The sequence below is a fragment of the Dietzia cinnamea NBRC 102147 genome (assembly GCF_001571065.1).
GTDB lineage: Bacteria > Actinomycetota > Actinomycetes > Mycobacteriales > Mycobacteriaceae > Dietzia > Dietzia cinnamea.
The window spans coordinates 61360-79082 of sequence record NZ_BCSW01000011.1 but is presented as its reverse complement, the minus strand read 5'-3'; the positions used below and the strand labels follow the sequence as shown (position 1 = coordinate 79082).

Sequence of the window (17723 nt, the reverse complement as noted above, 5' to 3'; positions counted from 1 at the left end):
GGCCGGCCCCTCGAGCAGGGGCCGGCCGCCGTCGTTCGTCTGTGTCTCTCGCCGTCGTTCGTACGGGGGCGTCTACAGCGACGCGATCACGAAGCCCGCGCTCACCAGGACGCTCCACGCGAGCAACGCCATCCCGGCCGTCGCGAGTGCCGGGATGAGGTCGGCGCCCGTGGCCCGCGCCCGCACCGGGCCGTTGGCCTTCCACGCCACCGGCATCGCCAGCAACCCGAGCAGCGCCCACCAGGTCGCCGGGATCAGCGCGAGGGTCGCGAGCAGCGGGACCAGCAGCTCGAGCACGGCGTGCAGGCCGCGGGTCCCCGAGTCGCCCAGGCGCACGGCGAGCGTGATCTTGCCGGCCTCGGTGTCCGACGGGATGTCCCGCAGGTTGTTGGTGAGGTTGACCGCACACGAAAAGCTGCCCACCGCGACCGCGGCGACGACCGCGTACCAGGTCACCGACCCGAGCTGGGTGTACTGCGTACCGATCACCGCGACCAGGCCGAAGAACACGAACACCGCGACCTCGCCGAGCCCGCGGTACCCGTACGGCGACTTCCCGCCCGTGTAGAACCACGCGGCCAGGACACACGCCACGCCCACGAGGATGAGCCACGGCTGCGAGGTCGCGCTGAGCACGAGCCCGGCCAGCCCGCCCAGGCCGAGGAAGGCGAACGCGGCCCGCTTCACCGTCGCGGGCCGGGCCAACCCGGAGCCCACCAGGCGCAGGGGGCCGACCCGGTCGTCGTCGGTGCCGCGGATCCCGTCGGAGTAGTCGTTGGCGTAGTTGACGCCGATGATGAACGACCACGCCACCACCAGCGCGAGCAGCGCCTGCCACCACACGAACCCGCCCGCGAGCGCCGCGGCCGCCGAGCCGACGAGCACGGGCGCGAACGCGTTGGGCCAGGTCCGCGGGCGCGCGCCCTCCAGCCAGTGGGAGAACGTGGCGCCGCCGGGCTCGGCGGCGGCGTCGGCGGCGGAGGGTGCGGGGTCGGTCTCGCGGCTCATTCCCCGATTGTCCCATCGACGAACCCGGCCGCGACGCCGCGCCGGTCGACCTTGCCGCCCGGCAGCACGGGCAGCGCGTCGAGCACCGCCACCCGCGCCGGGGCCGCGTGCTCGCCGAGGACCCCGGTGACGTGGCGACGCAGCTCGTCGGCCGTGGCGGTCGCGCGCAGGGTCATCGCCGCGACGGGCCGGGTGCCCAGCCGGGCGTCGGGGATCCCGACGACGACAACGTCGACGACCGCGGGATGCCTCCGCAGCGCGTCCTCCACGGTCTGCGGGAGGAGCGTCAGCCCGCCCACGCTCAACGCCTCGTCCAACCTGCCCAGGACCCGGAGCCTGCCGTCCGGGCCGATCTGCCCCGCGTCGTCAGTGCGGAACCACCCCGCCCTGGCGAACGCCGGATGATCAGGGGCGTTCCGGTACCCCTCGGCGAGCTGCGGGCCCGCCAGCCAGACGCGGCCCTCGTCGTCGTCGACCTCGACCCGTACCCCCGGCAGCGGTGCACCGTCGTACACACACCCGCCCGCCGTCTCGCTCATCCCATAGGTCCGGACGACGCGGACGCCGGCGTCGGCCGCGCGCGCGAGCAGTTCCGGTGCGGCCGCCGCGCCCCCGAGCAGGACGGCGTCGAGCGCGGTGAGGGCGTCGACCGCCGCGGGGGAGCCCTCGTCGAGGACCTTGGCCAGCTGGCCCGGCACGAGTGAGGTGTACGCCCGGTCGGCAGCGCGCCCGGCCCCCGCTCCCGTCCCCGCCCGACACGCGTCCACAGCGGCGGGCAGCGCCTCGGGGTCGAACCCGTGCGTCACGTCCACGACCACCGGTTCGTACCCGGCGCGCAGGGACCGCAGGATCACCTGCAGCCCGGCGATGTGGTGGGCGGGCAGCGCGAGCAGCCACCGGCCGGGCCCGCCGAGGACGGTGTCGGTCGCCGCGGCCGAGGCGGCCAGCGCCTCCGCCGAGAGCATCGCGCCCTTGGGCGTGCCCGTGGAGCCGGAGGTGCTCACAACCAGGGCGACGCGGTCGTCGACCGGTTCACCGGGGCGCTGACTGTCGACGAGGATCCGGGTGCGCGCGGGGTCGTCGGCGGGCACCGGCAGCAGGGCGGGCCCGCGGTCGGTGAGCATCTCCTCCAGAGCGGGGAAGATCCCGGCGACCGCCGGGCCGCCGGTTACGGGCAGGGTGCGCAGCTCGCGGGTGACTGGGGAGTCGGCCATGACCGGACGGTCCGCGCGCGTCAGTAGTAGTAGGGGTAGTCGTCCCAGTCGGGCGCGCGCTTCTCCAGGAACGCGTCGCGGCCCTCCACGGCCTCGTCGGTCATGTACGCGAGGCGCGTGGCCTCGCCGGCGAACACCTGCTGGCCCATGAGGCCGTCGTCGGTGAGGTTGAACGCGAACTTCAGCATCCGCTGCGCGGTCGGCGACTTGCCGTTGATCTGCCGCGCCCACTCGATGGCGGTGTTCTCCAGGTCGGCGTGATCCACCACCCGGTTCACGGCGCCCATCTGGAACATCTCCTCGGCGGTGTACGGCTGGCCGAGGAAGAAGATCTCGCGCGCGAACTTCTGGCCCACCTGCTTGGCGAGGTACGCGCTGCCGTAGCCGGCGTCGAACGAGCCCACGTCGGCGTCGGTCTGCTTGAACCGCGCGTGCTCGCGGGAGGCCAGCGTCAGGTCGCTCACCACGTGCAGGGAGTGCCCGCCTCCGGCAGCCCAGCCGTTGACCAGGCAGATCACGACCTTGGGCATGGTGCGGATGAGGCGCTGCACCTCGAGGATGTGCAGGCGCCCGCCCTCGGCCTTCACGCGCGCCTCGTCCACCTTGTCGGCGGTGGCGCCGGCGACGTCCGAGTCGTGCTCGGTCGAGTACTGGTAGCCGGAGCGGCCGCGGATGCGCTGGTCGCCACCGGAGCAGAACGCCCACCCGCCGTCCTTGGGGCTGGGCCCGTTGCCGGTGAACAGCACGGTGCCCACGTCGGGGGAGCGTCGGGCGTGGTCGAACACCCGGTACAACTCGTCCACCGTGTGCGGGCGGAAGGCGTTGCGCACCTCGGGCCGGTCGAACGCGATGCGTACGATCCCGTTGACCCGCCCCTCGCCGACGTGCCGGTGATAGGTCAGGTCGGTGAGATCCACGCCGCTCGCGAAGCCCTCGACCTCCCGCCACTGCGACGGATCGAAGGGGCTGGCGGTCTCGTCCTGCGCGGCACTGTCGGAACGGGTGCTGCTCTGCTCAGTCATGGCTTCGACGTTAGCGTGGACCCATGACATCCGTTCCGGGCCCCGAGTCGATCGACGATCTGCTCGCCCGTGTCCACGTGGTGGCCCTGCCGATGCGGGTGCGGTTCCGCGGCATCACTGAGCGCGAGCTCGTCCTGATCGACGGGCCCGCCGGGTGGGGCGAGTTCGGGCCGTTCGGTGAGTACCACGATCCCGAAGCGGCCCACTGGCTCGCCTCGGCCGTCGAGATGGCGTGGCAGGGCCCGCCGCCGCCCGTGCGCTCGCGCGTTCCGGTCAACGCGACGGTCCCGGCGGTGCCGGCCGGTGAGGTCGCCGCGATCCTCGACCGCTTCCCGGGGTGTATGACGGTCAAGGTCAAGGTGGCGGAGAAGGGGCAGCATCTCGTCGACGACGTCGCCCGCGTCGCCGCCGTCCTGCAGGCCCGACCCGGGGCGCGGGTGCGGGTGGACGCCAACGGGGCGTGGTCGGTCGCGGAGGCCGCCCACGCCGTGCGGGTCCTCGACCAGGCGGTGCGTGCCGCCGACGTCTCGCGCGCCCCGGGCACCGGGCCGGTGTCATTGGACGGGCCGGGCCTGGAGTACGTCGAGCAACCGTGCGCGACCGTCGACGAGCTGGTGGAGCTGCGGGAGCGCCTCGCCGCCGACGGCGTGCACGTGGACGTGGCCGCCGACGAGTCCATCCGCCGGGCCGAGGATCCCCTGCGGGTCGTGCGCGCGGGTGGCGCCGACCGGGCGGTGGTGAAGGTCGCGCCGCTGGGCGGGCCCCGGCGCCTGCTGGCCGTGGCCGCCGAGCTCGGGGTGCCGGTGACGGTGTCCAGCGCGCTCGACTCGGCGGTGGGGGTCGCCGCGGGCGTCGCGGCCGCCGCCGCGCTTCCGGGTGTCGGCGCGCGTGGCGGGTCTGGCGCTGCGGGCGCGCGTGGCGGGTCCAGGGGCGACGACGACGACATCCCCGCCGCAGGTCTGGGCACCGGCGGGTTCTTCGTCGAGGACGTCGTCGACCCGGGGGTCTTCGCCCTGGAGGACGGGCATCTCCCGGTGCGGCAGGTGGCCCCGGACCCGGCGCGGCTGGAGGAACTGCGCATCGGCGGCGAGCGGCGCGACTGGTGGCTGGATCGCATCCGCCGCTGCCACGCTATTCTCTGAACCTCCCCGTCTTCGACACACCCGCCGCACGGATCACCAGAATCGCGGCCCCGGGCCCGGTCCGCACACAGTCGGCCGCCGGCTCTCCAGAATCGCGGCCCCGGGCCCGGTCCGCACACAGCCGCTCCTCGCCATGGCGTCTCGCGTGCACCGCGGGGTGTGCGAGACGCCATGCCCAGGAGCGGCTGCAGAATTCGCGTGCATCCGCGGGAGCGAGGCGCCATCGCCGGGAGCGGCTGTGGGAGTTGCTAACTCGGCTGTGGTGCGCGGCTTGGGGCGAGACGCCATGTCGGGGAGCGAGGCGCCATCCCCGGGAGCGGGATCACGCGACGCGACCCGGGCCCCGGCCGAGGGACTCCTGAATCCTCATCGCCTCGCGGATGACCGGCACGATCCGGCCGCACTGATAGTCCTCCCACTGCCACCGCCGGACGATGTTGCCCAGGGATTCGATGGCGTTCTGCCGTCTCTTCTCGTCGCGGAGCTTCTTGCGGACGTCGACCTCGTCGTCGTCGATCCCGTACTTCCCCGTCCCATCGGCCTCCCCGACGAGCCCCCACTCCTCCCAGTACATATCGACGAACGCCGACGTCCCGTCCGAGAGGATGAACTCCCGTTGGAGCTCGGGCATCGGCAGACCGGCGCGACTGATCATCACCCTGCTGGCCGACTCGAGGACCGACTGGGCGCCCGCGTCCGCGAACGCCACCACGGCCCGGGCCCTGGCGATCCCCACCCGGCCGGCTGCGGCCTCGAGTTCGACAGCCAGATCGGCCGGGCTGCACAATTCGCGACGCAACGCCTCGTCCGCCGCGCACACCGCGCCGGTGAAGGGACTCGTCCGGGCGACATCGACGATCGTCCGCGCCGGACTGGTGACGGGGATCCCGTCTACCTCGGTCACCGCGCCCGCGAGATCGAGGTTGTGGCAGATCGAGGTCTTCCCGCGTCGGCTCCCACTGCCGGGTCGATGACGGGTGGTGGTGACCCGCCGGGTGTCCATCTCGTGGACGGGCAGACCGTGGAGGACGAGCGCCGAGGTATGCGACAGGGCGGTCCCGGGGCCGACGCTCTTCGCCGCGGCCCGCGATCTCATCTCGAGCATCGCCTCGGCCCTATCGGGACCGGTGGGGAGTTCCGACGCGAGCGTGTAGATGCCGTGGCGGACGCGGTAGAGCTGACCGGTGCGTTCCGCGTGCTCGCGCGCCCGGCGACTATAGCCACGGGCGAGGAGATCGGCCGCGGTGATGACGACTGGACGGGACTGATCTGTGCTCATGACCAGGCAGTATTGCCGTGCAGGGCCGGCCGTTCCTGCGGCGGAGGCGGGTTCTGCGCCCGGCTTGTGGAGAGGGCCGGGGCTGTGAGTTTCCGGGCGGCTGCTCGGCCGCGGCTGCTGAGGGGGCCGCACAGCGACGAGAGCGAGACGCCGGATTCGGTAGGAAGGTGCCGGGCGGGGGAGCGGCTGTGCGTGCGCCGCCGGTACCTGCGAGGCCCGCGATAGCTCCGCGGCTCCGGACCTACTTCCGCGGCCGCGGCAGCTCCCGCGTGCGCGGGGCGTAGCCCCACTGGTGGCGCCCGAGCCGGGAGGGCGGCAGGAGGATGTCGAAGTCGGGGAGCCCGTCGTCGGCCATGATCTCCTCGTCGACGGTCACGCTCACCACGCGACCGAGCAGCATCGCGCTGGTGCCCAGGTCGATCACGTCGTGACGCACGCACTCGAACGCGATCGGGGCCTCCGCGACCCGCGGCGGGGAGACGATGTCCGACGGATCGGGGGTCAGCCCCTGCATCTCGAACTCGTCGACCTCCGGCTCGACGGGCGCCGACGTGGCGTTCATCGTCTCCATGAGCGACTCGGTGCCGATGTTCACCACGAACTCGCCGGTCTCCATCACGTTGCGGTACGTGTCCTTGCGGCCGATAGATGTCACGGACAGGATGGCCGGATCCGCGCACGCGACGGTGAAGAACGAGTACGGCGCCAGGTTGAGCACCCCGTCAGCCGAGATGGTCGACACCCACGCGATCGGCCGCGGTGCGACCGAGGCGGTGAGCAGTGCGTAGAAGCCCTTGGCGGGTGGGTCGTCCGGCGTGTGCACGATGCGCATCCGCCCATTGTGCCGCCGGGTGCGGCCATTGCGCGGCGGTGGATGTCATCACTGCTCTAGCGTGAGCCGCGAGGCTCCCCGGGCTCGAGGGGGCGGGCACCCGGCGAGCGGGAGGAACGGAGCCATGGCGGCGACGGACGGTGCGGCGGGCCGTGCGACAGGCGGTGCGGCGGGCAGTGCGACGCACGGTGCGGCGGGCAGTGCCACAGGCGGTGCGGCGGGCCGTGCGACAGGCGGTGCGACGGGTGGTCTGACGGACGGGGTGCGGATCCCACTGCGGGACCAGCTCTGGCTGCTGATGGACCGACCGGACAACCTCATGTACATCAACTCGCTGATGTGGTTCTCCCGCGTGCCGGACTGGGACGCCGTCACCGAGGCGATCCGCACCCGCATGGTCGAGCCGTACCCGGTGTTCCGTCGGGTGGCCGAGCGCAGGGGTCGTCGGTGGTACTGGGTCGACGACCCCGACTTCGATCTGTCGAACCACCTGATCCGCCGGCGTCTGCCCGAACCCGGCGGACGCGCGGAGGCCGAGGCGCACGTCGCCGAGCAGATGGGCGTGCCGCTCCCCGGCGGCAGTCCTCTGTGGCGGGTCGAGTTCATCGAGGGGTACCGCTCGGACGGCGCGGAGGAGGAGGGCGCGCTCATCCTTTTCCGGGTCCAGCACGGCGTGGTCGACGGGGTCCGGCTCACGCAGCTGGTCCTGGACCTGTGCGATCACGAGGACGACACCCCGCTGCCCTCTGTCGGCCGCGACCTGTCGCCCCGGACGAAGGGGGTGCTCGGCGCGATGAACGCGGTCGTTGAGGCCGGCGCCGACGTGGCCAGGGACTCGTTCGGCATCGCCCGCGGGTTGACCGGTGCAGCGCTGAGGCTCCCGGAGACACTCGGCCGGCTGACCCGCGACGTGCTGGCTCCGGGCCGCCAGCTCTCGCGCGTGCCCACGCGCGCCGTGGAATCCCTGACTGACGCCATCGGTCCGACCAATCGCATGGCCAACACCTACCGGTCGGTGTTCCGGCTGCTGTTCGAGCCGCGCTCCGCCGACCTGTCGTGGAGCGGCAGGGTCCACCGCGAGAAGAAGGTGGCGTGGGTCTCCGGTCTGGACCTCGCGGCGATCAAGGAGGTGGCGAAGTCACACGACAGTACCGTCACCCCGGTGATGATCGCCGCCGTGTCCAAGGCGTTGACCGGGTATCTCGACGCCCATGGCGACCGCCGTGTCTCGGATATCAACCTCATGGTCCCGGTGTCGGTGGGCTCGGGCGACGACGAGGCGGGAGAGCTGGGCAATCACATCACGCTGGTGCTCATGCGGTTGCCGCTGGGGATCGACGACCCGGAGGAGCTGCTCGGCGCGATCACCACCTCGATGACGCGCGTGCGGTACTCGCTCGAGCCGCACGTGACGTTCGCGACGATCCTCACCGTGGCGGCGGCGCCCGGGCCGGTGGCACGGGCGGTGATCGACCTGTTCGCCAACAAGACCGTCGGTCAGCTCACCTCGGTGCCGGGTCCGGTCGGCCCGGTCTCGTTGGGCGGGTCGACCGTCGACGGCATGCTCGGGTGGGTGCCGATGAGCGGCGACCAGGCGCTGGGGATCTGCATCTTCAGCTACGACGGCACGGTGACGGTCGGGATCGCCACCGACGCCGAGCTCATCCCCGAACCGGGCGAGGTCGCGAGCCGGATCGAGGAGCAGTTCGCCGAGCTCGCGGGCGGCGCCGGGGAGTCTACGCCCGCGTAGACTCCGCCGGCGTAGACGGCCGGCGCAGAGCCCATGGCGGCACCCGCCGCCTCCGTCACCACTCCGGCGCGGGCACCTCGGGATGGGCGGCGAACCACTGGCCGATGTAGGACATGTCGATCTCCTGGCTCTCGGCGATGAGCTCGTACATCGTCCGGCCATCGATCGCCTCCCGCAGGATGTCGGCGTGCCCGGAGTGGCGCGCGATCTCGTTGAGCGCGTGCAGGGCGGCCCAGCGCCCGTTGAAGGCGGGCAGCCCCGGCGGATACCAGGGCATCTCCTCGGGCACGGGGACGGGCGCGTCAAGGTCGGCCGCGCGCAGGTGGGCGAGACCGGCCGCGCACCGTCGGTCGTACTCGGCGAGGATCTCCTCGGCGGTGGCGTCGGGGTCGACCCGGTTCACCTCCTGGGCCCAGGCGAACTGCTCGGGCAGGGACCGTCCGGTCTCTGGTGCGTTCGGTGCGGCGGCGGCGCGGCCGAGCCAGCCCTCCGCGACCTCGCCGATGTGCAGGATCAGCCATCCGAGCGTCAGCTCGCTGGAGGGCAGCGGTCGTGCGCGCAACTGGTCGGCGTCCAGGCCGTGGACGATCGACCGGGCGTTGACCAACGCGACGTCGATCCACTCGAGCAGGTTCTCGCGCTCGGTGGGGCAGGTGGCGGGGAACAGTGGCATGACGACTCCTCGGTGTGTGTGGTGGGCGGTGCGTTCGAACGGATCAGTGGGTGTGCGCGTACACGTCGCGCAGGAGGCACATCTCGGCGCCGTGGTGGATGACCTCGCGGTTGATGTGCAGGACCAGGGCGGCCATGGGGTACTCGGCCCACGGGCCCTCCGCCTCGCCGATCGGCCGGGCGAGCGCCTCGGCGTCGAGTCCCCGCACGCCGTTCATCCAGGCGGCGTAGGTGAGGTCGAGCTGGGCCAGACCGCCGGCGGCGTCGCCGGCGTAGGTGTGGGTCATGTAGTCGTGCGGGGGACCGCCGAAGTGGGAGTGCCACCGGGCGCCCAACACGCCGACGACGAGGTGGCCGATCCGCCACGCGATGGTCGTCAGCGGCGCGGGCGCGGGTTCGGGGAACTCGAAGTCGATGGTGTGGTCGCCGGCTCCGCCCTGCATCGGTGCCCGGCTGGTGCCCCGCGGACGCACGTCCCAGGTCCGCTCGTCGGGCGCGGGCGAGAAGTGGTACTCGTCGTCGGTCATCCCCTCGAGGCGCGGGCGGAGCTGACCGGTCCAGTGTCGGTCCATCTGGTCGACGAGCTGGTCGGTCCAGTCGAGGGTGTGGGTGGCGGTCATGACTGACTCCTTGCGAGGTCGGTTGCGGACAGCGTCGCACCCCATCCGGACAGTTCCGGTCCGCTGGCCGTGGAACACTTCCGTCTGAGGGATGACGCGGCGACGAACGGGGGCTCGCGATGAGCGAGGACCGGATGCCCACCACCCAGCGCGTGTTGTGTCTGCTGGACCTGCTGCAGCGTCGGTCGGTGTGGACGGGCGAGGAGTTGGCGGCGGAGCTGGGCGTGACGACCCGCTCGGTCCGCAGGGACGTGGACCGCCTGCGGGACCTGGGCTATCCGGTGGAGTCCGAGCGCGGTGCGGGCGGCGGCTACCGGCTGGGATCGGGTCGTCGCCTGCCGCCGCTGCTGCTCGACGACAGGGAGGCGGTGGCCGTCGCGATCGCACTGCGTCTGGCGGCCGGCGGCGCGGTGGCGGGGGTCGGGGAGCACGCCCTGCGCGCGCTGACCAAGCTGGACCAGGTGATGCCCGGCCGCCTGCGGGAGCGGGTCGCCGACGTCACCGAGTCGATGGTCGCGGTCGCCGGCGCGGACACCCCGGTGGAGCCGGGTCTGCTGCTCGACCTTGGACATGCGGTGCGGGGCACGGAGCAGGTGCGGCTCGACTACCGCGACCGCGCGGGGCGGGAGACCGAGCGGCGGGTGGAGCCGTACCGGATCGTCGTGCTGGGCCGGCGCTGGTACCTGCTGTGCTTTGATCTCGAGCGCGCGGACTGGCGCACGTTCCGGCTGGACCGGATCCGCGCGGTGCACCGCAGCCGGTGGCGCTTCACGCCGCGCGCCGACGTGCCGGACCCGGCGGCGCACGTCCAGCACGCGGTCACCGGGGCGCCCTACCCGCACGTGGCGCGGGTGACGGTGTTCGCGCCCTCGGAGGAGGTGGTCGAGCTGTTCCCGCCCATGTACGCCACGGTCACCGAGCTGCGCCCCGCGGAGCACCCGGACGGCCCGGCGTGTCGGCTGGAGGCCGGGGCGGCCGACCTCGACGTGCTGGCGTGGTACCTCGCCAGGCTGCCGGGTGAGTTCGTCGTGGAGTCGCCGGAGGCGTTGCGCGAGACGCTGGCGGCGATGGGTGGGCGGCTCACGGATGCGGCGGGGCGGTCGACCTCGCCCGACTAGGCTGGGGGCGATGACTGCCACGCCGAGCAACCCCAGTACCGCGCAGGCCCGTGTCCTGGTGGACGAGATGGTCCGCCACGGGATCACCGACGCGGTCCTGTGCCCGGGTTCGCGCAGTGCCCCGCTCGCCCTCGCGCTGGCCGCGGCGGAGCGGGCCGGTCGGATCGCGTTGCACGTGCGGATCGACGAGCGCGGTGCCGGGTTCACGGCGCTCGGACTCGCGCTGGGCTCGAAGCGGCCGGTCCCCGTCGTCGTCACCTCGGGCACCGCGGTCGCCAACCTCCATCCGGCGATGGTCGAGGCGGCCCATTCCGGCGTGCCGGTGCTGGCGCTCACGGCCAACCGTCCGCCGGAACTGCGGGGGACCGGCGCCAACCAGACCATCGACCAGGTGGGGCTTTTCGGGCCGCACGCACGCGCGGTGGTCGAGCTCGGCGCGGCCGGTGATCCCGTCACCGAGCACCGCCACTGGCGCTCCGCGATCGGCCGCGCGATCCTCACGGCCACCGCGGCCGCGGATCCGGGCCCGGTGCAGGTGGACATCGCGTTCCGCGAGCCGCTGGTGCCGGGCGAGGGCGACGAGGAGTTCGTCCTCGGTGGCGGCCCAGGGGGGTACGACGACGAGGTGGACCCCGGCGGCGGCTCCCGCGATCTCCCGGAGGGGCGCCCGGGCGGTCGTCCGTGGGTGCAGCGGGCGGGCGCGGGGGTCGATTCGGCTCCCGCCGCCTCGGCCGTGGCGGTGGATCTCACGCGGCCCACGTTGGTCGTCTCGGGCGTCGGGGCGGCTCCGGTCTCCGGGCTGGTGGGCGTCCCGACGGTCGCCGAGCCCGGCGCGCCGGTCCCGCTGCATCCGGTGCACCCGCTGGCGATCCCGTCGCTGCGGCCCGAGCAGGTGGTGGTCACCGGCCGGCCGACGCTGCACCGTTCCGTGACGCGACTGCTGGCCGACCCGGAGGTCGACCTGGTGATCCTCGACGCCGGCCCGCGTTCGCCCAATCCCACGGGCAGCGCCGCCGAGCTCGCCGACTCCGTGCTCACCGGCTGGGGGGTCGAGCAGTCGTGGACCGAGACCACCTCCCGTGCCGACGCCCACGCCCGCGCGGCCGTCGACAGGCTGCTCGACGAGCACCTGGACGGGGGCTCCCCGACGGGCCTGCACGTGGCCCGCGCCGTGGTCCGCGGCGTGCGGGCCGGGGACAACCTCGTGGTGGGCGCCTCCAACGCCGTGCGTGACCTGTCCTTCGTGGGGCCGATCGATCCCGACGTGTCCGTATATGCCAATCGCGGTGCCTCGGGGATCGACGGAACGGTGTCCACGGCGATCGGTGTCGCGCTGTCGGCGCCCGGTCGGACCGTGGCGTTGCTGGGCGACCTGACGTTCCTGCACGACATCTCGGGACTGCTGCTGGGCCCCCGTGAGCGCCATCCGTCGGATCTGCTCATCGTGGTGGCCGACGACGACGGTGGCGGCATCTTCTCCCTGCTCGAGCAGGGAGATCCGCGGCTGGCCGCCGACTTCGAGCGGGTCTTCGGCACCCCGCACGGCGCGAACCTGGGCGCGCTCTGCGCGGGCGCCGGGGTGCCGTTCACCGACACCGATCCCGCGGGGCTCGAGGCGATCCTCGCGCAGCCGTCGGTCCCGGTCGCGCACCACGACATCGTGCCGGAGGGCCCGCGCGTGGTGCGGGTGGGCACCGACCGGCAGGGTCTGCGCGAGTTGCACGCGGCCCTGCGCTCAGAGGCCGTGGAGCCCGGCACGGCGGGGTCCGCGACGTCCGCCCGCGGGCCCGCGGGGGCCGGCGCGACCGAGCCCGGGGCCTCGGACCCCGGATGACCGCGGGCACCGTCTCCGCGCGTCGGGCCCGTCGCGCGGTGCTCACCCGGCAGGGCGTGCGGGTGGTGGCGGCGGCCGCGGCGGTGTTCTCCGTGCTCACCGCCGTCCTCATCCTGTTGGCGTGCTTTGTCAACGACCAGCGCATCGACCGGGACATGGGCAGCGCCACGGCCACCGTCACCGAGGTCACCGACCGGCGGGCCGCTGTGGAGTTCGACGCCGGAGGCGGCCGGACGGTGCGCCCGGTGACCGGCGTGTTCTACCCGACGGGCCTGGTGGAGGGGCAGCGCGTGCAGGTGGAGTTCCGCCGCGCCAACCCCGATCTCGTCCGGGTCTCCGGCCGCAGCTGGACGGTCGCCGTGGTGCCCGCCCTGTCGGTCCCCGCGGTGGTCGTGCCGCTGTCCGCGCTCGCCTACGCCGCCGCGTCACCGGGGGTTCACCGGGCGATACCACGAATTCCCCGCACCGACCCGCGCTGATCACCGGCCCGTGGCCCGGCCGGGCGACAGTGAGGGCGTGCGCGTAGCCATCGTCACCGAATCGTTCCTGCCGAACGTCAACGGCGTCACCAACTCCGTCCTGCGCGTGCTGGAGTACGCGCGGCGACACGGCCACGACTGCCTCGTCGTCGCCCCCTCCGACCAGGTCGGCTTCTGGCAGGGCGCGGCCGGTGCCGTGCAGTCGCACCCGCTGATCAGCGCCGTCTCCCCCTATCTCGGTCGGCCCGCGTCCGACGGGCCCGACCCCGACCACCACCTCGGCTACCCCGTCCACCGGGTCACGGCCGTGCGGGTGCCGGTGGTGTCCTCCCTCCCGGTCGGGGCGCCCAGCCCGAGCGTGTACAACGCCCTGCGCGACTTCGCACCCGACGTGGTGCACCTGGCGTCCCCGTTCGTGCTCGGCGCCGCCGGTGCCGCCGCCGCCCGCGCCCTGGGCGTGCCCTCGGTGGCCGTGTACCAGACCGACGTGGCCGGATTCGCCGACGCGTACGGGATCGGCGTCCTCGCCGACGCCGCCTGGGCCTGGACCCGGGCGATCCACGCGACCTGCGACCGAACCCTCGCCCCGTCGACCGCGGCGATGGAGGACCTGGCCGCCCAGGGGATCCCGCGCCTGTACCGGTGGGGGCGGGGCGTCGACGCGGAGCGATTCTCGCCCACCCGCCGCAGCGCGGCCCTGCACCGGCTGTGGTCTCCGGACGGGCGGCCCGTCGTCGGATTCGTCGGCAGGCTCGCGCCGGAGAAACACGTCGAGCGCCTCCGGCCACTGGCCGACCGTTCCGGCCCGGGCGGCGACGTCCAACTCGTCGTCGTCGGCGACGGACCCGACCGCCCCGCACTGCAGGCGGCCATGCCCCACGCGATCTTCACCGGGGAACTCCACGGCGAGGCGCTCGCCCGCGCCTACGCCACGCTCGACGTGTTCTGTCACGCCGGCGAGTTCGAGACGTTCTGCCAGTCGATCCAGGAGGCCCACGCCTCGGGCGTGCCCGTGATCGGCCCCGACGCCGGCGGCCCGCGTGACCTCGTTCAGGCCGGCGTCAACGGCGTCCTGCTCGACCCGGGCCGGTACGCCGCCGAGGTCTCCGCGGCCCTCGACGCCGTGCTCGCCGACCGCGATCGGCTGGCCGCCGCCGCCCGCGCCACCGTCGCGGGGCGCACCTGGGACGCCGTCTGCGGGCAGCTGTTCGACCACTACGTCGCCGCCGGCGCCCGCTCGTCCACGGGCCGCGTCGGCTCCTCCGCGGGCCGGGTCCGCGTGGGCCTCGGCCGGGCCGGGTAGCGTCGGGGGCGTGTCCCGCGCCAATCTCGACAAGCAGCCCCGCGACGTCGCGTCGATGTTCGACGGCGTCGCGAAGCGTTACGACCTGACCAACACGATCCTGTCCGGAGGCATGGACCACGTGTGGCGGCGCCGGGCCCGGTCGCTGCTCGCGCCGCGGCCGGGGGAGCGGATCCTCGACCTGGCCGCCGGCACCGCCGTGTCGACCGTCGAGCTGGCCAGGTCCGGCGCGTGGTGCGTGGCCGCGGACTTCTCGCTCGGCATGCTGCGCGCGGGTGCGGGTCGGGACGTGCCCAAGGTCGCCGGCGACGCGATGAAGCTGCCGTTCGCCGACGCCTCCTTCGACGCCGCGACCATCAGCTTCGGCCTGCGCAACGTCCAGGACACCGCCGCCGGTCTGCGGGAGATGGCGCGAGTGGTCAAGCCGGGCGGGCGGCTGGCGGTGGTGGAGTTCTCCACGCCCGTCTTCCCGCCGTTCCGCGCGCTCTACATGAACTACCTCATGCGGGCGCTGCCGAAGATCGCCACGAGCGTGTCCTCGAACCCGGACGCGTACGTCTACCTGGCCGAGTCCATCCGCGACTGGCCGGACCAGCAGGCGCTGCTCGAGATGGTCGAGGCCAGCGGCTGGGAGCGCTGCAGCGTCACCAACCTCACCGGCGGCATCGCCGCGATCCATCTGGCCCGTCGCCCCGCCTGACGCCGCCTGCGCCCTCGGTCCGCCGCAGAGGCCGCCCGCCCGGCTCGCGCACGACCGACGGGTGTCCGCGCGGTCAGTCGGCGAACAGCGGGCGCCGGTCGAGCCTGCGGGCCACCGACCCGGCCGCCCGCCACGCCCGCGCCACCACGTCGCGGTCCGAGTCGGCGACGGTGTTGGACATGCAGCGCACCGCCGCCGTCATCAACGTCTGCGAGCGCATCCCCACCGGACCGGCCATCGGCAGGAACCGCGGGTAGGTGAGCAGCCGGGCGGCGTCCCGGGCGATCGCGAACGCCTCGCCGTACGTCCGCCGCAGCACCTCCGGCCACGCGTGCATGAGCGGCTCGGTGCGGGCACCGACGCCGCCCGAGCCCGTGCCGTGGCCGGCGAGGATCAACTCGGCCAGCAACCGCCCGCCCTCGAGCGCGTAGTCGATGCCCTCACCGTTGAGCGGGTTCACGCACGCCGCCGCGTCACCCACCGCCGCCCAGTTGCGGCCCGCCACCCCCGACACCGCGCCGCCCATCGGCAGCAGCGCCGACGTCACCGCCCGCGGCTCACCCTCCAACGCCCAGTCCCCGCGCACGCTACGGGCGTAGTGCTGCAGCAGCTCCTTGACCGCCACGTTCGCCGGCCGCGCCGACGTCGCCAGCGCGCCCACCCCGAGGTTGACCTCGCCGTCGCCCAGGGGGAACACCCACCCGTAGCCGGGCTGGATGGCACCCGCCTCGTCGCGCAGCTCGAGGTCGGACCCGATCCACGGATGGGCATGCCGAGCGGACCCGACATACGACCGCGCCGCCACGGCGTAGACCGTGTCGCGATGCCAGGTGCGACCCAGCAGACGACCCACCGGCGACCTCACGCCATCGGCCACCACCAGTGTCCGGCACTCCACGCGATCGTCCCCGGCCAGGACGGCGGTCACCTCGTCGTCGTCGCCCCTCTCCACGCCCGTCACCCGCACGCCGTGGTGCACCACCGCGCCGGCCTCGACAGCCGCCTGCCGCAGCCGGTCGTCGAACACAGTGCGCCGCACCGCCGACCCCGTGCCCCCGTGCTCACCCGCCGGCCACGGCACCCGTCGCTCGTGGCCGAAGCCCCGCAGCTCGAGGCCGCGGATGGTGATCCGGTCCCGCGCCCAGCCGCCCAGGCCCAGCCGGTCCACCTCGAGCATCGCCCGCGGCGTCAGGCCGTCCCCACACGTCTTGTCGCGCGGGAACTCCGCGGCGTCGAGCACCGTCACCTCGCGACCCGCCCGCGCCAACCACGTCGCGGTCGCCGCCCCCGCCGGGCCACAGCCCACCACGAGGACATCGGTCGAAGAGGGAAGACGCCGCCGGGACTCCATACGCACCATGGTGGCAGGTCGGCGGGCGCGACGGTCGCCGGCACCTCGGGCGGGGTGGGGTGCCGCAGCCGCCGGGCCGGGACCGTAGTCTGTCGGGAAGGGCCGGTCGATGCCGACCCGCACCAGGCGACGAGGACGAGTGGGGATGTCGAGCGATTCAGTGACGACCGGCACCGCGGACACGGCGACGGACCACGTGGTGGCCGGCGTGGACGTCGGTGACGCAGACCTCGCCGCCGCCCTGCGAGGGCGACTCGACGAGGTTGAGAAACTGCTGGTCAGCCGGCTCGAGAGCGGCGAGGACTTCCTCTCCGAGGTCGCCCTTCACCTCGTCACCGCCGGCGGCAAGCGCTTCCGGCCGATCGTGACCCTCCTCGCCGGCGAGATCGGGCCCGAGCCCGACCACGAGCGCCTGGTCAAGGCCGCCGTCGTCTGCGAGATGATCCACCTCGCCACCCTGTACCACGACGACGTCATGGACGAGGCCAGCATGCGCCGCGGCGTCGAGTCCGCCAACAGCAGGTGGGACAATTCCACCGCGATCCTCGCCGGCGATTTCCTCTTCGCCCACTCGTCCATGCTGCTGGCAGACCTCGGTCCCGCCGCCGTCCAGCTCATCGCCCAGACCTTCGCCGAACTGGTCACCGGGCAGATGCGCGAGACCGTCGGGCCCGGCGTCGGCGGCCGCGACGAGGACGCAGCCCAGCACTACCTGCGCGTCATCTGGGAGAAGACCGGGTCGCTCATCGCCGCCGCCGCCCAGTTCGGAGGCGAGTACTCCGGCGCGACCGGCGAGCAGATCGCGCGGCTGCGCAGGTTCGGCGACGCGGTGGGGATCGCGTTCCAGATCGCCGACGACATCATCGACATCGCCTCCCCGTCCGCCGAGTCCGGCAAGACCCCCGGCACCGACCTGCGCGAGGGCGTGCACACCCTGCCGATGATCTACGCGATGGAGGCCGGCTCGCCCGACAGTCCGCGACTGCGCGACCTGCTGGCCCAGCCGCTCACCGACGATGCCGAGGTCGCGGAGGCGTTGGAGTTGCTCCGTGTCTCCGACGGCATGCGACGCGCGCGGGCGACGCTGGAGAAGTACGTCGACGACGCCATGGCCGAGCTCGACGCCCTGCCCGCCGGCCCCGCCAACGAGGCGCTGCGCCGACTGGTGCGCTTCACGGTCGACCGCGTCGGCTGAGCTGCCGCGGCGGCTGAGAGACCGCGGCCGGCGCTGACCGGGCGTGTGCGTGCGGCGGTCCGCGTGCGGCGGTCCGCGTGCGCGGCCGGTGCAGCGCAGCCGCTCCCGGGCCTGGCGTCTCGCTCCCGGCGATGCACGGCCCGTGGACAGCCGCGCGTCACGATGGCGTCTGGCCTGCCCGCCGGTGCGCGCGAGACGCCATCG

16 protein-coding genes are annotated in these 17723 nt (G+C 73.7%); 8 read left to right on the top strand and 8 right to left on the bottom strand.

The window, feature by feature from the left end:
- Nucleotides 1-72 precede the first annotated feature (72 nt).
- From DCI01S_RS06450 to DCI01S_RS06440, 3 genes are read right to left on the bottom strand one after another with little or no spacing between them, the layout of a single operon-like run.
- On the bottom strand, nucleotides 73-1008 hold the full coding sequence (locus tag DCI01S_RS06450) for a 1,4-dihydroxy-2-naphthoate polyprenyltransferase (RefSeq protein WP_061228453.1): 936 nt from the start codon (nucleotides 1006-1008) through the stop codon (nucleotides 73-75).
- A complete protein-coding gene (gene menE / locus DCI01S_RS06445; RefSeq protein ID WP_061228452.1) occupies nucleotides 1005-2222 on the bottom strand; it encodes an o-succinylbenzoate--CoA ligase in 1218 nt (405 codons plus the stop codon). The genes DCI01S_RS06450 and menE overlap by 4 nt, the downstream gene beginning before the upstream one ends.
- Nucleotides 2223-2242: 20 nt before the next feature.
- A complete protein-coding gene (locus DCI01S_RS06440; RefSeq protein ID WP_061228451.1) occupies nucleotides 2243-3244 on the bottom strand; it encodes a 1,4-dihydroxy-2-naphthoyl-CoA synthase in 1002 nt (333 codons plus the stop codon).
- Nucleotides 3245-3267: 23 nt separating this feature from the next.
- Here DCI01S_RS06440 and DCI01S_RS06435 point away from each other — a divergent pair, with 23 nt between their 5' ends.
- Nucleotides 3268-4386 (top strand): o-succinylbenzoate synthase, encoded by a 1119-nt coding sequence (locus DCI01S_RS06435; RefSeq protein ID WP_061228450.1) that lies wholly within the window; start codon nucleotides 3268-3270, stop codon nucleotides 4384-4386.
- Nucleotides 4387-4708: 322 nt separating this feature from the next.
- Here the strand turns inward: DCI01S_RS06435 and DCI01S_RS06430 are convergent, their stop codons facing one another.
- On the bottom strand, nucleotides 4709-5665 hold the full coding sequence (locus DCI01S_RS06430) for a type IV toxin-antitoxin system AbiEi family antitoxin domain-containing protein (RefSeq protein ID WP_061228449.1): 957 nt from the start codon (nucleotides 5663-5665) through the stop codon (nucleotides 4709-4711).
- A gap of 241 nt (nucleotides 5666-5906) precedes the next feature.
- Complete coding sequence (locus DCI01S_RS06425) at nucleotides 5907-6497, bottom strand: flavin reductase family protein (RefSeq protein ID WP_061228448.1); 591 nt, start codon at nucleotides 6495-6497, stop codon at nucleotides 5907-5909.
- A gap of 262 nt (nucleotides 6498-6759) precedes the next feature.
- Between DCI01S_RS06425 and DCI01S_RS06420 the strand changes: the two genes are divergently transcribed.
- Entirely contained in the window at nucleotides 6760-8247 is a 1488-nt protein-coding gene (locus DCI01S_RS06420; protein WP_061228447.1) for a WS/DGAT domain-containing protein, read from the top strand.
- Between the two features lie 55 nt (nucleotides 8248-8302).
- Here the strand turns inward: DCI01S_RS06420 and DCI01S_RS06415 are convergent, their stop codons facing one another.
- Both DCI01S_RS06415 and DCI01S_RS06410 read right to left on the bottom strand, forming a co-directional pair.
- The gene (locus tag DCI01S_RS06415; protein WP_061228446.1) at nucleotides 8303-8920 is read right to left on the bottom strand and encodes a DinB family protein; all 618 of its coding nucleotides are present in this window, start codon (nucleotides 8918-8920) and stop codon (nucleotides 8303-8305) included.
- Nucleotides 8921-8963: 43 nt separating this feature from the next.
- Nucleotides 8964-9539 carry a DinB family protein gene (locus DCI01S_RS06410; protein WP_061228445.1) on the bottom strand — a complete coding sequence of 192 codons (576 nt, stop codon included), beginning with the start codon at nucleotides 9537-9539 and terminating at the stop codon, nucleotides 8964-8966.
- A gap of 119 nt (nucleotides 9540-9658) precedes the next feature.
- Here DCI01S_RS06410 and DCI01S_RS06405 point away from each other — a divergent pair, with 119 nt between their 5' ends.
- The 5 genes from DCI01S_RS06405 to DCI01S_RS06385 are packed head-to-tail and all read left to right on the top strand — an operon-like array spanning nucleotide 9659 to nucleotide 14973.
- Nucleotides 9659-10657, top strand: coding sequence for a helix-turn-helix transcriptional regulator (locus tag DCI01S_RS06405; protein WP_061228444.1), 999 nt, complete (start codon nucleotides 9659-9661; stop codon nucleotides 10655-10657).
- A gap of 10 nt (nucleotides 10658-10667) precedes the next feature.
- Nucleotides 10668-12491, top strand: coding sequence for a 2-succinyl-5-enolpyruvyl-6-hydroxy-3-cyclohexene-1-carboxylic-acid synthase (menD, locus tag DCI01S_RS06400; protein ID WP_082767671.1), 1824 nt, complete (start codon nucleotides 10668-10670; stop codon nucleotides 12489-12491).
- Nucleotides 12488-12970 carry a DUF3592 domain-containing protein gene (locus DCI01S_RS06395; RefSeq protein WP_061228443.1) on the top strand — a complete coding sequence of 161 codons (483 nt, stop codon included), beginning with the start codon at nucleotides 12488-12490 and terminating at the stop codon, nucleotides 12968-12970. Before menD ends, DCI01S_RS06395 begins: the two co-directional genes overlap by 4 nt.
- 37 nt (nucleotides 12971-13007) lie before the next feature.
- Nucleotides 13008-14273 (top strand): glycosyltransferase family 4 protein, encoded by a 1266-nt coding sequence (locus tag DCI01S_RS06390; protein ID WP_061228461.1) that lies wholly within the window; start codon nucleotides 13008-13010, stop codon nucleotides 14271-14273.
- Nucleotides 14274-14283: 10 nt separating this feature from the next.
- Nucleotides 14284-14973, top strand: coding sequence for a demethylmenaquinone methyltransferase (locus tag DCI01S_RS06385; RefSeq protein WP_061228442.1), 690 nt, complete (start codon nucleotides 14284-14286; stop codon nucleotides 14971-14973).
- 73 nt (nucleotides 14974-15046) lie between these two features.
- Here the strand turns inward: DCI01S_RS06385 and DCI01S_RS06380 are convergent, their stop codons facing one another.
- On the bottom strand, nucleotides 15047-16324 hold the full coding sequence (locus DCI01S_RS06380) for a geranylgeranyl reductase family protein (RefSeq protein ID WP_218001312.1): 1278 nt from the start codon (nucleotides 16322-16324) through the stop codon (nucleotides 15047-15049).
- Between the two features lie 145 nt (nucleotides 16325-16469).
- On the opposite strand from DCI01S_RS06380, the gene DCI01S_RS06375 reads away from it, so the two are divergent.
- Nucleotides 16470-17519, top strand: a complete 1050-nt coding sequence (locus tag DCI01S_RS06375) for a polyprenyl synthetase family protein (RefSeq protein WP_061228440.1) — start codon at nucleotides 16470-16472, stop codon at nucleotides 17517-17519.
- The last annotated feature ends 204 nt before the right edge of the window (nucleotides 17520-17723 follow it).

What these genes read in the sequence shown, in the direction of transcription:
- DCI01S_RS06450 (WP_061228453.1), bottom strand. Translation starts at nt 1,008, where the DNA reads ATGAGCCGCGAGACCGACCCCGCACCCTCCGCCGCCGACGCCGCCGCC.
- menE (WP_061228452.1), bottom strand. Translation starts at nt 2,222, where the DNA reads ATGGCCGACTCCCCAGTCACCCGCGAGCTGCGCACCCTGCCCGTAACC.
- DCI01S_RS06440 (WP_061228451.1), bottom strand. Translation starts at nt 3,244, where the DNA reads ATGACTGAGCAGAGCAGCACCCGTTCCGACAGTGCCGCGCAGGACGAG.
- DCI01S_RS06435 (WP_061228450.1), top strand. Translation starts at nt 3,268, where the DNA reads ATGACATCCGTTCCGGGCCCCGAGTCGATCGACGATCTGCTCGCCCGT.
- DCI01S_RS06430 (WP_061228449.1), bottom strand. Translation starts at nt 5,665, where the DNA reads ATGAGCACAGATCAGTCCCGTCCAGTCGTCATCACCGCGGCCGATCTC.
- DCI01S_RS06425 (WP_061228448.1), bottom strand. Translation starts at nt 6,497, where the DNA reads ATGCGCATCGTGCACACGCCGGACGACCCACCCGCCAAGGGCTTCTAC.
- DCI01S_RS06415 (WP_061228446.1), bottom strand. Translation starts at nt 8,920, where the DNA reads ATGCCACTGTTCCCCGCCACCTGCCCCACCGAGCGCGAGAACCTGCTC.
- DCI01S_RS06410 (WP_061228445.1), bottom strand. Translation starts at nt 9,539, where the DNA reads ATGACCGCCACCCACACCCTCGACTGGACCGACCAGCTCGTCGACCAG.
- DCI01S_RS06405 (WP_061228444.1), top strand. Translation starts at nt 9,659, where the DNA reads ATGAGCGAGGACCGGATGCCCACCACCCAGCGCGTGTTGTGTCTGCTG.
- menD (WP_082767671.1), top strand. Translation starts at nt 10,668, where the DNA reads ATGACTGCCACGCCGAGCAACCCCAGTACCGCGCAGGCCCGTGTCCTG.
- DCI01S_RS06395 (WP_061228443.1), top strand. Translation starts at nt 12,488, where the DNA reads ATGACCGCGGGCACCGTCTCCGCGCGTCGGGCCCGTCGCGCGGTGCTC.
- DCI01S_RS06380 (WP_218001312.1), bottom strand. Translation starts at nt 16,324, where the DNA reads ATGGAGTCCCGGCGGCGTCTTCCCTCTTCGACCGATGTCCTCGTGGTG.
- DCI01S_RS06375 (WP_061228440.1), top strand. Translation starts at nt 16,470, where the DNA reads ATGTCGAGCGATTCAGTGACGACCGGCACCGCGGACACGGCGACGGAC.